Genomic DNA, 13,639 nt, shown 5'->3' with positions numbered 1-13,639 from the left:
AGCGGCAGTTTCGGCATCCTGCCATCGTGTTGGGGGCATGCAAAACAGCAGATGCGCGTGAAGATCTGCGGTATCCGTCGCCCCGACGACGCCCTTACGGCAGCACGGCTGGGAGCCGATGCAGTGGGAGTGCTGGTGGGCCAGCTCCACCCCAGCGCCCATTTCGTCAGCGCAGCCGATGCACGCGCGATTCTTGCGACGCTTCCGCCTTTCGTCAGTGGCGTTCTGGTGAGCCACCTCAGCGAGCCCAGCGCACTGCTGGCGCTGATCAACCAGGTGCGCCCGGCAGCCGTGCAGATTCACAGCCCGATGGCTGTGGATGCGGTGGCCCAGGTGCGTCGCCTGCACCCAGGGCTGACGCTGATCAAAGCCGTGCATTGTGATCAGGCTGACCCCGTGGCGCTGGTGGAGCGCTACGCCGCCGTGGTGGATGGCGTTGTGGCCGACAGCAGCAATCCCAGCACCGGCCAGGTTGGCGGCACCGGCCTGACCCATGACTGGAACCAGACCGCTCGCCTGGTGCAGCAAAGCTCCACCCCAGTGCTGCTGGCCGGTGGACTCAACCCCGACAATGTGCGCCAGGCCATTGCCAGGGTGAACCCCTGGGGCGTGGATGTGAACAGCGGCGTCAAAGGCAGTGACGGTTTTCAATGCCTCAAGCGCATGGCTGAATTCATTGCTCTTGCCAAGAGCGATGAAGGAAGGAACAACCAACCAAGCCAGCGCCGATAGCGTGATGAGCGACCTGCGCACCACCCTGGTGTTTCAACCCAATGACCCCCGGTTCTGGAAGGCCTTGGTGGGGGTGGTTTCGCTGGTGGTGAGCTGCGGACTGGCCTGGTTGGTGCTGCAGCTGTGAACAGGGATGATCTGATCAAGGGGTGCTGCATGTTCGCGATCAAGATCGCGATCTATTGGTTGGCTGAACTGGTGATCTGTCAGCACGACAGCTCGCGACTGATCTGCTCTCTGATCGCCAAAGGCTTCTGGCCCTGCGTTGCCACCTTTGCCTTCATGGACTTTCTCGCCATACCCCAGATCCGGAAGCTGAGGCGGCGCTGGAAAGCGCAACACAACCAGCGCCTGAACAGGAATCAGCCCTGATGAACAGCGCGAATCTTGTTCACCACATCAGGCTTTGACTTTGCGGAACAGTCGAATCTCACGACCCAGTTCCCGCAGTCCATACAACAGGCCAATCAGGGTGAGGGTCGAGACACCGGTGATCACAGCCGTGTCCCTCAGGGCTGATGGATCGGCGATCAACGACGACAACGCGGAGGTGAAGACGGACATCGCAACACCAAAGCAGCTGTTTCGTTCATAGCAACGATGATTGAATTCGGGGCAGTGACCTTGGGCTGTTCGCCCCAGCACGGATGCAACCTGCACTCGGACTGCGCCTGTTCCTGGCCTTCAGCCTCAGCCAGCTGCTGGTGTTTCCGGCCAACGCCCAAACCAACAACAGCAGCCCTGGTATCAGCGTCGAGGAGCAACTGGAAACCCTGCGTCACTTTCGCCTCGACATCAGCGAAGGACGCACCCAGACAAGCTATTTGGAAGCCCACCACACCATGCTGGGCCTCTATTGGCGCCAGGTGGCCAAGGACCGGGTGGAAGACCTCCCGGCTGTGACCCTGTTGCACGGCAACGCACGCTTCTCCGGCTGCGGCAAAGGGCGGAGGCCGAACGCCTACTGCCCGGAATCCAATGAGATCAGCCTCAGCACCCGGGGGATGCAGCGCACCCAGAGGTTTTCTCAAACCCGCGAGCAACTGCTGGCGTTGACGGTGCTGGCCCATGAATGGGGCCATCACGTGAACCACCACAGCAATCGAGGCACTTACAGCAGGCGAGAGGAGGATGCTGCGGATTGGCGCGCCGGTCGTTACCTGGCCTGGCTGATGCAAAACGACGCTCTCAGCGTCAAGGGCTTCACCGATGCCGCCAATCTGTTTTTCAGCATCGGCGATTTCCACATCAACTCCCCCCACAACAACCCCAAAGCCCGATATCAGGCCTTCATCGCCGGCGTCGCCGACGACTGGGCACCGGGAATGATCCATGGGGACTGGAGCATGGACACTCCAGAGACGTTCTCACGGGTGACCAACCGCCGCGGCAGCAGAAGCACTGCCATGGGCGACAACACACCCCGTGGCCCCCGTCGGGTCACAGCGGAGGTGTATCGCTTTGAAATCGAACGGGGCCGACAGATCGCCGGCAATCTGTTCAGCGCTGTTCTCGGAGTCGTGAGTTGCGGAACCGGTAGTTCATCCTCATGCGCCAATGCCCTGCAACAACAGGGCAAAGCCAAGCCTGAGGGCTGGTACCGACTGCGCACGATGCGGATCGATTGCCAACGCGGCACGTTCGACATCGATGGAGATGGCATCCGACGGCAACCCCTGAAAGGCGACCGCAAGAAGCAAGCCGCGGTGATCGCAGCCCGTTCCTGCCAACCAATGCGTGGGCAAGCGGAGACGGACGCGTCATGATCCGCGCAATTGAAGCGTGAGCAATGAGCGGCAAGCTGCTGGTGATCGGAATGCTCACCTCACTGCTTGGAGTCGCGATCTACGAATCCGTGCTGGTGCGGGGACTGAGTCCGATCAACTGAACCCGGCCCACATGAGCGGTGCCTGTTCAACCGATGCCAACCGACTGCTAACCGGTTGATAACGACGGAACGCCACGCTCCCGATTGAATGGTCGGGCCCAGGAGCACTCCTGTGACCGATCCAAGGCCCACGGTTGATCCAACGCACAGTGACCAACCAAAGCCGTTCATAGCGTCGTCGGCAGCCGAGAACACACCGACCATGAGCCCAATTCCCGATGCGGTGTCGCGAGCCTGGCTCGCGGCTTATGCAGCGGACGCCACCCTCCAACGACAACGCGAAGCACGCCGGGATCTAGCTTCCAAAGTGCATTACATCTGCAACGACCTGGAATTGATTCTGGGAGAGCTGAACAGCCCGGCTTTTGCTGCCTTTAACCCCGAGCAACACCAGTTGTTGTTGCGCAGTCGTGCGGCCCTAGACCTGGCCATGCATCAACTGCGCACCACCACAACCAGCCCTGATCAGGCGCACACAAAGTGAATCCAAAAGCACAGATTGAATTTGGGATTTGCTGACATCACACACCTTGACGCACCCTCACAGACAGGGTGTTGTGAGTGAACTCAGCCCTGTCGTCTTGTGATGGAACGTTCCCTGAAAGACGAAGCATTAATTTTGTCCTACCAGTTGCATCGCAACGATTCACTGAACAACCTCTGTTTCTGCGAGGCCTGCAAAAGCATTCGCAAAAAGATCAATCTTCTGCAGTTGAGCGACATTCGTCGCATGTTTGGAGAAGCCTCCTGAATCGGAGATGGACCCCGACGTTCGCCAATTCGTGATTGTTCAGCTGCTGGTGATCGTGGTGCCTGTGGGCACCCTGTTCGCCCTCTGGATTGCAATGCTCGGCCGCCGACGCTGAGGGCCCCAGACGCAACAGTCACATCTGGCCGCATTCCTGCAGACACTCAGTCACCTCCAGGGGGGCAACAACCAGCAGGGTGATGGAGCAACGGCAGATAAGCCATGACCAAAACTCCGATTGCGGTGGCGTTGTTAATGGCCTCATCGGCCACACCATCCCTGGCTCACCCCTTCGCAAGCCACGCGGTGGGTGACAACCGCCCAGTGGAACGGACCATCGAACGCACCGTGGTGCGGACGAACGTCGCCCCTGCGCACCAGCCGGCAGGCCACCGCCACTGGAGACAGTCCGATTGGCGCCGCGCCCACTGGCACCACAACCAAGGGCGACGGCACGACTGGCAACGCAGCCACTGGAGACGAAACGCTTGGCGTCGACAGCAATGGGAGCGAGCCAATTGGCAGCGCGCCAACTGGAATCGCCACAATCACGACGATCGCCATGGCACTCGGGTCAACAACCCTGACACCAACAGCTGCATTGAAGGCAGCGTGATCGGGGGTCTAGTGGGGGCTGGATTGGGGGCTGCCCTGTCTCGGGGCGACGGCCGCTGGATCGGTGTTCCCGTCGGGGGGGCAGCGGGCGCATTGATCGGCTGCCAGGTGGATGGGGGCTGACCACCCATCACGGGAGCGTTGATCAGAACGACAGGGCTGCCAGGTGACAACCAGCAGCCCTAACCCGCTTCAAAGGAAACACCTCAGGACAGCTCCTGAAAACGCCAGGCTTCATCGGCACAAGCATTGCCTGGGACACCAAGCTGACATCCCAGTGCCTCTTACGGTTTGGTTTTTTTGCCACTGAATAAGACGATTCCAGGGAATGCGGCAAATGGAGTAGCACCTGCAGCAGCTGTATAAAACACATAATAAATAGGATTATCGGCCCTCGCAAACATCGGTTCAAACAAGAATGACAACACAACCACCCATAGAAAAACTCCAAGGACGATGCTCAAGAAGCAAAAAATACTGTCTTTCCTCAGCACAGGCCCTACGCGCCAGCCCATATAAAGCATCAAGACAGAGGCCACCAGGCTCGCAACAAAAAGAACGAGCAATAGAACCAAAAGAAGAAGCAGCACGAACATGAATACAACCTCAAATCGAGAGAAAGAAGTCTCCATTTGCCCTCCTTCTTGAGAGAGGGTAGAGCCACAACACCGGCATTGGTAGAGATTGAACGATGGGAATGAATTGCATGCCCCCTGAGAGAAGCCATTCACGACAAAGCCCACTGAGATCACTAATACAAATTTGAAGCTCGTCGGCAAGGCCTACACCGCAATGCTTAAGGTCACCGCCGGTGATGAGCTCGAAATCAAAGTGGGGCGCAAGCCAGTCCTCCTGGTGCCAATGGGCGTCAGCGACAAGGACGCGTGCGGACCTAAGGGGAGCCCGAGCAGGCGCGCCCTTTTGATGCGCGCGAAGTCACCGTCAGAGGTGCCGCCGCTTAAAGAGCTGAGCCACAATCAGGTGGGGCAAAGGGTTGCCCATGCCCTGGTGATTTGTTGTATCTGAAGTCGGGCAGCCACAAGCTCACGCACTGGTTCGACTGAGGGCTGGATGGTTTCAAGCTATTCATGATCTATGCGCTACATACCTGCAAGCACACACTCATATTGATCCTCATAGAGTGGCCTGAGATCGTCACTGTTTGCGAGATCAAAGACAATGCTTCGTTCCGCCATTGCGTCTTCCGTCTCTCTCCTGGCAATCGCTCTTGCGAATCCTCTACTCACTGCAAACGCTGAGGAGACCGGGCTTGAGCATTTTTGGTGCGAAGCAAAAGGCACTACCACATTCACTGACGCACCAGGAGATCAACCCGCGACAGAAAAGGTCGACATCCGATTGATGGCCATGGTCAACGAGTCAAACGGAAATGCCCGAATTCGGGAGCCTGTTGATGAAGACACTTGGGATCCTTGGGGCCCCTGGGGTGCAGCAATCTTTGACGGAGAAGGAGTTCAGCTCTATCAGCAGATCCTGCACACAAAAACAGAAGTAACGATCTTCAGGAAGAGCGGAAAATTTTATTTCCTGACATCGCAAAGCAGGGAATTTCCAAAGTTTTTAGTCACAGCTCAGGGTGCCTGCACGCGTTATTAAATAGGCACAAGTCCACGATCGACACCGACTACATCGTCTTGGTCTCCTTACGCGTCATCGCTTTGGCAAATGAATCTGCAGATTTAGCATGAATTTGTACGAGCTATAAGTAATGACGCGAAACCATTCTTGTGGTTTTTGGTTTAATGCCATTGGCCTGTTCTTGGGATAAAAAACTTACACGGATTCATCCTTAGCCCCATAGATTCACTAACGAAAACACCTCTAACTGTCACATTATCGCCTTTTTGTAGTGCTCTGACTGCTGGATGGCTTCTTTCAACTTCGCATGAAGAGGAAGGTGCAAAGAGTTGCCATGAACCACCAGGAGGAATAGTTGCCGATAGGTCAATCTCAACAGATTCGTTTCTGACTCCATCGTCTATATCAGTAACCTTTAATCCCTTTAGTTCGATCGGTTTGAATAGATATTTATCCTCTGCAACTATAGAGTTATTCTCAAATTCCTTGGCAATGTTCCAAAGATATTCGCTATGTACGGGTTGATCGAGGTTTGCAGATTTAGCTCTACTTTGCTGATCGGGCGACGGGGATTCCACACAGGCCGTGCAAAGAATAGAAACACAAACAAGAGGCATTGCAAACTTTTTTTGGATATTCATGTATTTGGCTTTTCTTTGAAAAGCGAATAGCGAACTAATCTTAGCGCAAAGTGCCTTTTCTGTCATTGTGTATATCATTTTCGCAAATAACTAGTGAGAGTTAGGGCACAATGAAGTTGATTTAGTTTAATGCTATACACGAGAAGACACCACTCTCCATTTTTAGTTCGGTGTGATCTATCAATTGACCAGCACCATGGCCCCTTGTTGTCACAAAGGAAACCTTATTATCAGAAGAGGAAAACGAGGTGGATTGCCCACCCCAAGAGCTGAAGACTGAGCCTCCAATCAAAAGACGTAATTTCGGTATTTTTAAGTGAGCTTGGTTATTAGATATCTTTAGTGTGACAATTCCGGCCTTGCCACAATTCGCACTTATGACTCTTTCTTGGGAATGAGCTGCAGAGCTAGTAGTCAAAATTCTTGAGATAGCAAGCAGAGTGGCTATCAAAAAATGAACATTTGCGTGGATAATCATGTCGAACTACAAGAAGAAGAGCCACCCAGCTTTGATCCAGAACAATCTGCGCTCAAAAGGATTAGCGACTGTAAATTACAAATGGCCTACAGGTAGAGGCTATACCCCAACAGAGGCATCGCCAGAACTGGACAAAAGCACACAGCTCAGCTTTATTGTTGCCGCAGATTTTCCGTAGAATAAGGAGTCATCCGCATAAACCATATAAGGCTCTGAGGCTTTGAAATCCTTTCCTTCGCCGAGGCCGCCACTCAAGCCTTCAAGGGCTTCATCAGAGAGTTCTTGTTTCACCTGCTCCGCCGTAGTTGGCTCCTCTTTGACTTCCTGCTTCTTGTCTTGTTTTTCAGTCATTGTTTCCTTGGGTTTCGGTGTTGAAGTTTCTGGGTTAGTAGCGAACACCCGGCAGATCCTTGACACGACCTCCGCGAACACCGCCGCTGACACCCTTCAATTCGTTATCAGACAACTCTTGTATGGCCTGCTTGGCCTTAGTGATCTCGTCCTTCAGCTGTTGCTTCTTGTCTTTGTCTGCAGGCATCAGCGTCTCCAGGACTCCTTCAGTCTTAGCAGCCATTTCGGGCCAGTAGGCCAGGGCTTCCAGTCCCTTTCTGCAGCAGCCTCAGATCCAAGTGGCAAGCAGTTGTGGAGAGTCACGGGATAGTCGCCTGATCTGTGGATAGACGCATCTGCTCACAGTTATGAACCTGTCCACTTGCCCTTTGCCCAGCGACCAGGGTTAGAACCAAGAACAGCACAGGTGTACTCATGGGCGAGCAGCACCCCTCGGGCGTCCCTGACCCGATCAAAAACCAGGCACCACCTGCGTTCTTGAGCGTGAGGCCTGGTCAGTATGTGGTGGTCCAGGACACGGCAGCTCTTGGCCAGGAGGAAAGCAAAAACTGGTGGATGGGGCAGGTGGTGTTTTGTGAGAAAGCCAGGGCCCCGAAGGTGAACAGCCGCTTCCAGATTGCAGACGTGGACGACGGCGAGATCAGGTGGGTCAACGCTGATCAAGTGAGCCATGTGCTCTGGGGGATGGACGGCCTCGCGGCTTGACCCCACCGATTGCCTGAATCTGCTGCGAAGAAGAACTTCCCCTAAGCCTTTGCAGCAACAACACGTTCAGGCGTCACCAACGGGCATCTCAATCTCTTGGATCGCATACTCGATCCGATCATCGGAACAGCACAGGTCTCCGTAAAAACGCTCCAGCTCGTCATAGGCCTCGTCGTAGCTGGAAAATCGCAGACGGGTGATCGCGTCCTCAACACCGTCGTCGCGCACGATGCGATGGTTGAGCTGAGATCCAGTCAATGGCGCCGTCCCGGACGATGGGCAGTCTGACTGCGGCAGCGATGGTCGGGCGAACGCCTCCAGAAACTCAGATAAGAGCGCGCAATCGACACATCGGCGCAGTAAACGCAGTGGGCACCGGTGCAAGGCCGATCGATCGGTCCATCATGACCCGAAAAGCGATGCACCAAGACACCCTCAACCTGAACCCGTTCACCGTCATCCACCACCATCATCTCCCTGCTTCAGATGCACAAGCACGCAGCGCTGCACACACACACCATCATCGATATCGCAGCTGGTGATGCACTCGAAATAGGACTCAATCGCGTCAACCTGATCCCGCTGGTCTGATCCATTCAAGGACGTCATTCCTTGCATCATGCGTTGTCTCCTCCATGAACCGATAAGGCGAACCTATCGCAATTGAAGGGACAGATTGATGGAGGTTGAGAAGAACAAAGTACCCAGCAGTAAATACCTATTGACCTGCATTCAGCAGACCTGGCGAACAGCACAACAGCTCAAGCCGCAGGGGGCTGCTGTTCACGAATCAACCAGGCGATGGCCTCAGAAAGCTCCAAAGCCTCCAGACGCCAGCGACGCGCGGGCAAACCCGACAGCTCCACACGCCGATACAGGCGACCATTGATCACCACCAGGCGACCGCCCCTTTCGGGAAAGGGCCCGGCTTCAGTCACGGCGCAGCCAGGGGGAAGCGCCGCCAAACCAGTCACCCAGATCATCCCCAGGGCGATGGCGATCACCGGCATCGTTGCTACCAAGGTCGAGATCATCGAGAAGACCATCCAACCCAGGCGCCGCGCAGCCGCGTTGACGCAACCGCTCAGCGCGATGCACCCAGCTGCTAACGGTGCGATCACGGTCGGCGTATTTTTGGAGCAGAACCCGCTCCTGGAGGCTGACCGGTTCGCTGCGGGCAACGCGCCCGAGAATTTCCTGCAACTTGAGTCGCGTGGTGGTGGTGAGCATGCATCCCTCCTTTGACCTCTGATAGGCAGAGCGGGATCCCATCACTGTGGCCGCCACGACAGAAACGGTTCCCTGTGGGCGAATCAAAACGCACACACCCACAAGCGGAAGAGTGCAAACAGAAAGAAACCCTTCACACCCGCATGAGCCTCTGAACACCAGAAATTGGCGCAGAATGGTGGCGTTCTGCAGCACCTCCATGCGCCGCCTGATCGCACTGATGCTTGTGGTGTCGGCCGTTCTGATCTGGCCTGGGATCGCCAAAGCCGCTGCCGTGGAGGTGACATTGCACCGCATCAGCGCCGATGGGGTCGGCGAGTCGATCGGCAGGGTGTCTGCCCGCGACAGCGATCAAGGCCTGGAGATCATTCCGAGCCTCAGCGGCCTCACCCCCGGTGAACACGGTTTCCACCTGCACGCCAACGGCAGCTGCGACAGCGCAGCCAATGCGGATGGCGCCATGGTGGCCGGGCTGGCTGCAGGAGGGCATTGGGATCCTGATGAGACCGGCGAACACCTCGGTCCGTTCGGCAATGGTCACCGCGGGGACCTCAGCCGTTTGGTGGTGAACGACGACGGCACCACTCCCACCAGCGTTGTCGCCCCGCGACTCAGCACTGCCGATTTACGCGGCAAGGCTCTCGTCGTCCATGCCGGCGGGGACACCTACAGCGATACCCCCGCCCTTGGTGGCGGCGGTGCCCGAATCGCCTGCGGGGTGGTGGGCCGCTAATCGTTTGCAGAACTCCATGACCACCCACAGCTACGGCGTTCGTTTTGAAGCCGACGGCGCCGACCTTTTCGTTGAACTGCTGTCAAACGACACCCTCAACCGACAGCAGCTGCTGGAGCGCGTGTTGGCCATCCTCGAAGATCGCCATGGCATGGAAGAACGCGACCACGCCAATGGGGTGATGACCCAGGTGGTGCATAGCGACGGCTCCACGCTGCTGGCCTGGCTTTCGATCGCTGGAGAAACGAACCGTCAGCCGTTGGATGACGAAGGGCTTGATGAAATCCTCACCTGTCTGGCCTTCCTGGCCTTCCCTCCGGTGGTGGAGCTCACCCAGCGCGCCCCAGACGGCAGTGTCACGGCACTGCGTTGAATGCCCACCGCTGACTTGAGACAAGCCGAAATCACTTTCCACCGACCCCTGCTCAAAAGGCAATAAGCAACTGCACGGGTAGGCAGAGGCGAGCAAAGCGCTGAAAGTGTGGGCAATGCTTTGGAGGTGTCATGCCCAACCTCGCGAACGCCTTCCTCAAAACCACGCCGCTGCTGATGTCGGTGAGCGCCGCCGAGGAATGCAGGGCCCGCAATGACCGCCAGAGCTATTTCGCCATCACCCGCGAGCTGGTGCGGGCCCAGTTCGAACTGGCCGACATGGAGTTGAGCCGACGCCTCTGGCAGGACGTGGCGGATCGGGATCTTGAGGTGGGACGCATTCTCCACCTGCTCTATGGCTGTGGATGCCACCACGACGAAGCCGAGATGGTGGATGTTGACGAGACCTATCTCTCAATGGGCGTCGATTGAGGCAGCCGTCCACGCAACCGAATCAGTTGTATTCGCCGGGGGTGTCCTGCTTGGACACCGTCACCCGGCCCACTTTCTTGCCCGACAGGCGCAGCAATTCATCGCCCGAAAACTCGTAACCAAGACCTGCGGCGATCTTGGCCACATCGTCGGCCGTGGAGGCCGAAAGCACAGTTTGCTTCAGGGCTTCATCGTCTTGCATGCGCACCAGGAACGCCTTCAACTGATCCAGGGCCATGGCACGACAAGCAGCTGAGCTGTTCAGGGAGCCACCCATCATTGACGAAGGCGGCTGAGGTCGGTCGGTGGGCGAGCGCTGACCGCAGCGCTCACGACAGCGCCAAGGAAATCGTTAACTTTCTCGAAGCTGTCCTCTCGAACGTGCTGCGTTCCGTTCTTACCCGCCCATTCCTCACGGACTTCGGGTTGTTGATTCTGCGGGTTTTTACCGGTGTGCTGTTGATTCATCACGGCTACGAAAAGCTCGCCAACATCGAAAACTTCGCGGCAGCTTTCGTGCGCCCACTGCACCTGCCCTTCCCCATCACCCTGTCTTATCTGGCTGCCTTTTCAGAGATCATCGGCAGCTGGTTGCTGATCACCGGACTGCTGACCCGTTTTGGGGCCCTGGCGATTGCGGGAACCATCAGCGTGGCGATCTATCACGCCATCGTGGTGAACGGCTTCAACATCTATCTGCTCGAACTGCTGGGTCTGTACTTCGCTGCTGCAGCGATGGTGCTGGCCGCAGGACCAGGTCGTTTCTCCTTGGATGAACTGCTGGTGCGCAAAATCGCTCCTAGTGCACGCGCCCAGGCCGAGAAACTTGATGCCCTGCTGACGCCCAATGCGGCGGAATTTCAGAACTGATTCAGGCATCAGGCACGCCTCTTCCATGATCGGCGGTGCTGCGTCATCGGTGCAATGCGCCATTGCACCGATTGCCCTTTGACAGCGTTGGATCAACACTGATGTCAACGAGATCGGAGGCGCCAATGACGGCCGACGCTCCACCCGAGCAGAGCTAAGAAGCACGCTGACTTTCTGGCCCCTGCTCCAACAGTCTTCACGCATTCGAGAGGGACAGCCCTTCGGCAGGCACTGAATCAGGTTTCGCCACGTCGATCGGCACTCCATCTGCACCGTCCGAGGTGCCCTAAGGAGTTTCACCGCCCTCCCCCTTAAGAACCTGGCCCCAGGCGCCACAGCCAGTTGCTTCGACCACATTCATTCAGTCCCATTGCTTGAGGAACCACTTCCACGGCAACACTGAATTCAGGTTGGTCGTTATGAACAAACGAGCGATTTAGGCCGTCTCTTCCATCCGGGAGGGGCGGCCTCCTCTTTTGACACGGGTCCGTCTTCTGGTGAGCAAGATCACCGGCGATCCTGCCAGCCGTCATCACCCGCCCCCGGCTGAAGAGCGATGGTGAATGCATCGAAGGGAACAGCCCCTCAACGCCATCACCATCCACACCACCTCGCCATGACACGCAATCGATCACAAGCCAGTGAATGGCCAAACCGCCAGACTTCGCTTCAATAATCCACGCCGGGGAGCCTGATGCTCAGCCCTGTTGCTGAGCTGAAAGCCATACAAAACCCTTGAAGGGGAAGGCAGGGCGGTCTGTGGTGTTGTGAGGCTGATCCATCCCCCGGCAGAACACTTCAAACACAAACCTCACCTGCGGTGGGGTTTTTTGTTGGCATCAAGGAGCCGTCAGTAGTAACGACCGGGATATTCACCGGGGTGATCCACGCGAGTGACGCGCACACCCTTCACGGCGTCGCCAGACGAGCGCAGCAGATCACTGCCCGAGACGGCGTAGCCGAGCTCCTGGGCCAGCAAGGCCACCTCATCGGCTGTGACGGCGGCCTGCACCTTCACCTGGAGCACCGGGTCGCGGCTGAGGTGATCGAGAAAACGCTGCAGCGGTGTCGTCTCCATCGCCTCCTGATCGCAGGAGATGATTCAACTGCATCTCCGTCGGCCTGCGGCAGGCACAGCCCATGCAGATTCCGATCGAACAACTGGCCGCCTTCGCGGAGGGACCTTTCACAGGCAACCCGGCCGCCGTTTGCGTCCTCGACCAGTGGCTTCCCGATGCCCTGCTGCAGGCCATCGCCGCTGAGCTGAATCTCTCGGAAACGGCGTTTGTGAGATGCGGAACGGAGCGCCACGATCTGCGCTGGTTCACGCCCCGATGCGAAGTGGATCTCTGCGGACACGCCACCCTGGCCGCCGCCCAGGTGATGTTTGGCCTGGCTCCGGAGCGCAAAGCCCTCCACTTCGACACCCACAGTGGTGCCTTGCAAGTGATGCGGAACGGGTCACCAGACAACGCGTCACTGAACAACAGCCCACTGCTGACGCTGGACTTCCCGGTGCAGCACAGCGAACCCTGCACCGCACCCGACGCCCTGATCCAAGGTCTAGGACGCGTACCTGAAAGCTGTTATCGCGGTGCCGACTGGATGGCGGTGTTGGCCAGCGAGGCGGAGATCCGCGCCCTCAGACCCGACCTTCAGGCCCTGGAACAGCTGGATGGCCGGGGGGTGATCGTGACCGCGCCAGGTGAACACGTGGATCTGGTGAGCCGCTTTTTCGCACCCAAAATCGGCATCCCGGAGGATCCGGTCACTGGCTCCGCCCACTGCAGCCTGGTGCCTTACTGGGTCCAGCGTTTGGGGAAGCAGTCGCTGCATGCGCGCCAACTGTCGGCACGGGGAGGAACGTTGCACTGCCAGATGCATGGCACGCGGGTGCTCATCAGCGGCCGGGTCGTGCCCTTTCTGCGCGGGACCCTGCACTTGCCTGACCCAGTGACCTGAGCCGAGCGTCAGTCTTCGTCGTCGAAGTCGGGCACCACCACGCGAAAAGGTCGGTTTTCTCCAGGGTCCTCGTTATCGAGGATGAAGGACCCGAGGTCTTCGTCGATATCAAAGACCACCAAGCCATCCTGGTCAGGGTGGACCCCTTTCATCTCAGGGTGACCGGAGAGCATCTTCTGCACCCGGCGCCAGTCCCCGACACGCTCCAGCACCTGCCGCACCACATAGTCGGTGAGGATCACTGCAACCAGCAGCAGGTTGAACACGAGAAGAAGAGTCATCA

Annotated in this window: 26 protein-coding genes and 1 pseudogene; 15 read left to right on the top strand and 12 right to left on the bottom strand. The window is 57.4% G+C overall.

Features of this window, described 5'->3' with window-relative positions; all coding sequences use genetic code 11:
• The first annotated feature begins 51 nt into the window (after positions 1–51).
• The 3 genes from RS9916_RS01150 to RS9916_RS01145 are packed head-to-tail and all read left to right on the top strand — an operon-like array spanning position 52 to position 1,104.
• The gene (locus RS9916_RS01150; protein WP_007097331.1) at positions 52–732 is read left to right on the top strand and encodes a phosphoribosylanthranilate isomerase; all 681 of its coding nucleotides are present in this window, start codon (positions 52–54) and stop codon (positions 730–732) included.
• On the top strand, positions 695–859 hold the full coding sequence (locus RS9916_RS14250; protein WP_007097330.1) for a hypothetical protein: 165 nt from the start codon (positions 695–697) through the stop codon (positions 857–859). The genes RS9916_RS01150 and RS9916_RS14250 overlap by 38 nt, the downstream gene beginning before the upstream one ends.
• 29 nt (positions 860–888) lie before the next feature.
• Positions 889–1,104, top strand: coding sequence for a hypothetical protein (locus RS9916_RS01145; protein WP_050752286.1), 216 nt, complete (start codon positions 889–891; stop codon positions 1,102–1,104).
• 27 nt (positions 1,105–1,131) lie between these two features.
• Here RS9916_RS01145 and RS9916_RS01140 read toward each other — a convergent pair whose 3' ends face one another.
• Positions 1,132–1,296, bottom strand: coding sequence for a hypothetical protein (locus tag RS9916_RS01140; protein WP_156777448.1), 165 nt, complete (start codon positions 1,294–1,296; stop codon positions 1,132–1,134).
• Positions 1,297–1,379: 83 nt separating this feature from the next.
• On the opposite strand from RS9916_RS01140, the gene RS9916_RS01135 reads away from it, so the two are divergent.
• The 4 genes and pseudogenes from RS9916_RS01135 to RS9916_RS14240 form a co-directional block, all read left to right on the top strand.
• Positions 1,380–2,498, top strand: a complete 1,119-nt coding sequence (locus tag RS9916_RS01135) for a hypothetical protein (protein ID WP_007097327.1) — start codon at positions 1,380–1,382, stop codon at positions 2,496–2,498.
• A 324-nt stretch (positions 2,499–2,822) separates the two neighbouring features.
• Entirely contained in the window at positions 2,823–3,104 is a 282-nt protein-coding gene (locus tag RS9916_RS01130; RefSeq protein WP_007097325.1) for a hypothetical protein, read from the top strand.
• Positions 3,105–3,206: 102 nt separating this feature from the next.
• Positions 3,207–3,371 carry a hypothetical protein gene (locus tag RS9916_RS14245; RefSeq protein WP_007097324.1) on the top strand — a complete coding sequence of 55 codons (165 nt, stop codon included), beginning with the start codon at positions 3,207–3,209 and terminating at the stop codon, positions 3,369–3,371.
• A 576-nt stretch (positions 3,372–3,947) separates the two neighbouring features.
• Positions 3,948–4,106, top strand: a pseudogene (locus RS9916_RS14240) (glycine zipper 2TM domain-containing protein); the annotation flags it as partial.
• A 161-nt stretch (positions 4,107–4,267) separates the two neighbouring features.
• Here RS9916_RS14240 and RS9916_RS01120 read toward each other — a convergent pair.
• Positions 4,268–4,579 (bottom strand): hypothetical protein, encoded by a 312-nt coding sequence (locus RS9916_RS01120; protein WP_007097321.1) that lies wholly within the window; start codon positions 4,577–4,579, stop codon positions 4,268–4,270.
• A gap of 166 nt (positions 4,580–4,745) precedes the next feature.
• Between RS9916_RS01120 and RS9916_RS15370 the strand changes: the two genes are divergently transcribed.
• Both RS9916_RS15370 and RS9916_RS01110 read left to right on the top strand, forming a co-directional pair.
• Positions 4,746–5,009, top strand: a complete 264-nt coding sequence (locus tag RS9916_RS15370; RefSeq protein WP_007097320.1) for an AbrB-like transcriptional regulator — start codon at positions 4,746–4,748, stop codon at positions 5,007–5,009.
• A 153-nt stretch (positions 5,010–5,162) separates the two neighbouring features.
• Positions 5,163–5,600, top strand: a complete 438-nt coding sequence (locus tag RS9916_RS01110; protein ID WP_007097319.1) for a hypothetical protein — start codon at positions 5,163–5,165, stop codon at positions 5,598–5,600.
• 143 nt (positions 5,601–5,743) lie between these two features.
• Here the strand turns inward: RS9916_RS01110 and RS9916_RS14235 are convergent, their stop codons facing one another.
• The 3 genes from RS9916_RS14235 to RS9916_RS01100 all read right to left on the bottom strand — a co-directional run bounded on the left by RS9916_RS14235 (position 5,744) and on the right by RS9916_RS01100 (position 7,239).
• A complete protein-coding gene (locus tag RS9916_RS14235) occupies positions 5,744–6,289 on the bottom strand; it encodes a hypothetical protein (protein ID WP_156777447.1) in 546 nt (181 codons plus the stop codon).
• Positions 6,290–6,800: 511 nt separating this feature from the next.
• A complete protein-coding gene (locus RS9916_RS01105) occupies positions 6,801–7,100 on the bottom strand; it encodes a hypothetical protein (protein WP_156777446.1) in 300 nt (99 codons plus the stop codon).
• A complete protein-coding gene (locus RS9916_RS01100) occupies positions 7,087–7,239 on the bottom strand; it encodes a bacteriocin (protein ID WP_198003373.1) in 153 nt (50 codons plus the stop codon). Before RS9916_RS01100 ends, RS9916_RS01105 begins: the two co-directional genes overlap by 14 nt.
• Before the next feature lie 227 nt (positions 7,240–7,466).
• Here RS9916_RS01100 and RS9916_RS01095 point away from each other — a divergent pair, with 227 nt between their 5' ends.
• Positions 7,467–7,757 carry a DUF3104 domain-containing protein gene (locus RS9916_RS01095; RefSeq protein ID WP_007097315.1) on the top strand — a complete coding sequence of 97 codons (291 nt, stop codon included), beginning with the start codon at positions 7,467–7,469 and terminating at the stop codon, positions 7,755–7,757.
• Positions 7,758–7,823: 66 nt separating this feature from the next.
• Here RS9916_RS01095 and RS9916_RS01090 read toward each other — a convergent pair whose 3' ends face one another.
• From RS9916_RS01090 to RS9916_RS01080, 4 genes are all read right to left on the bottom strand, one after another.
• A complete protein-coding gene (locus RS9916_RS01090) occupies positions 7,824–8,015 on the bottom strand; it encodes a hypothetical protein (protein WP_007097314.1) in 192 nt (63 codons plus the stop codon).
• A gap of 198 nt (positions 8,016–8,213) precedes the next feature.
• Positions 8,214–8,366, bottom strand: a complete 153-nt coding sequence (locus RS9916_RS14695) for a hypothetical protein (protein WP_198003372.1) — start codon at positions 8,364–8,366, stop codon at positions 8,214–8,216.
• Between the two features lie 152 nt (positions 8,367–8,518).
• A complete protein-coding gene (locus tag RS9916_RS14230; protein WP_007097311.1) occupies positions 8,519–8,695 on the bottom strand; it encodes a hypothetical protein in 177 nt (58 codons plus the stop codon).
• Positions 8,688–8,987: a hypothetical protein gene (locus tag RS9916_RS01080; RefSeq protein WP_038023007.1), complete on the bottom strand. Its 300-nt coding sequence runs from the start codon at positions 8,985–8,987 to the stop codon at positions 8,688–8,690. Before RS9916_RS01080 ends, RS9916_RS14230 begins: the two co-directional genes overlap by 8 nt.
• Positions 8,988–9,186: 199 nt before the next feature.
• Between RS9916_RS01080 and sodC the strand changes: the two genes are divergently transcribed.
• The 3 genes from sodC (at position 9,187) to RS9916_RS01065 (ending at position 10,524) form a co-directional block, all read left to right on the top strand.
• On the top strand, positions 9,187–9,720 hold the full coding sequence (gene sodC / locus RS9916_RS01075; protein WP_007097309.1) for a superoxide dismutase family protein: 534 nt from the start codon (positions 9,187–9,189) through the stop codon (positions 9,718–9,720).
• A 16-nt stretch (positions 9,721–9,736) separates the two neighbouring features.
• On the top strand, positions 9,737–10,093 hold the full coding sequence (locus tag RS9916_RS01070; protein WP_007097308.1) for a hypothetical protein: 357 nt from the start codon (positions 9,737–9,739) through the stop codon (positions 10,091–10,093).
• 131 nt (positions 10,094–10,224) lie between these two features.
• Positions 10,225–10,524: a hypothetical protein gene (locus RS9916_RS01065; RefSeq protein ID WP_007097307.1), complete on the top strand. Its 300-nt coding sequence runs from the start codon at positions 10,225–10,227 to the stop codon at positions 10,522–10,524.
• Positions 10,525–10,546: 22 nt separating this feature from the next.
• Here RS9916_RS01065 and RS9916_RS01060 read toward each other — a convergent pair whose 3' ends face one another.
• The gene (locus RS9916_RS01060) at positions 10,547–10,762 is read right to left on the bottom strand and encodes a Nif11-like leader peptide family natural product precursor (RefSeq protein WP_038023983.1); all 216 of its coding nucleotides are present in this window, start codon (positions 10,760–10,762) and stop codon (positions 10,547–10,549) included.
• 143 nt (positions 10,763–10,905) lie between these two features.
• Here RS9916_RS01060 and RS9916_RS01055 point away from each other — a divergent pair, with 143 nt between their 5' ends.
• Positions 10,906–11,394, top strand: coding sequence for a DoxX family protein (locus RS9916_RS01055; protein WP_038023981.1), 489 nt, complete (start codon positions 10,906–10,908; stop codon positions 11,392–11,394).
• An 850-nt stretch (positions 11,395–12,244) separates the two neighbouring features.
• Here the strand turns inward: RS9916_RS01055 and RS9916_RS01050 are convergent.
• Entirely contained in the window at positions 12,245–12,472 is a 228-nt protein-coding gene (locus RS9916_RS01050; RefSeq protein WP_007097303.1) for a Nif11-like leader peptide family natural product precursor, read from the bottom strand.
• Between the two features lie 62 nt (positions 12,473–12,534).
• On the opposite strand from RS9916_RS01050, the gene RS9916_RS01045 reads away from it, so the two are divergent.
• Entirely contained in the window at positions 12,535–13,356 is an 822-nt protein-coding gene (locus RS9916_RS01045; RefSeq protein WP_007097302.1) for a PhzF family phenazine biosynthesis protein, read from the top strand.
• 8 nt (positions 13,357–13,364) lie between these two features.
• Here the strand turns inward: RS9916_RS01045 and RS9916_RS01040 are convergent, their stop codons facing one another.
• Positions 13,365–13,637, bottom strand: coding sequence for a hypothetical protein (locus RS9916_RS01040; RefSeq protein ID WP_038023979.1), 273 nt, complete (start codon positions 13,635–13,637; stop codon positions 13,365–13,367).
• Positions 13,638–13,639 lie beyond the last annotated feature (2 nt).

The sequence above is a fragment of the Synechococcus sp. RS9916 genome (assembly GCF_000153825.1).
In the GTDB taxonomy this organism is placed as follows: Bacteria; Cyanobacteriota; Cyanobacteriia; order PCC-6307; family Cyanobiaceae; genus Synechococcus_C.
Note: the sequence above shows the minus strand (reverse complement) of the source record. Positions and strands in the feature narration are given on the sequence as shown.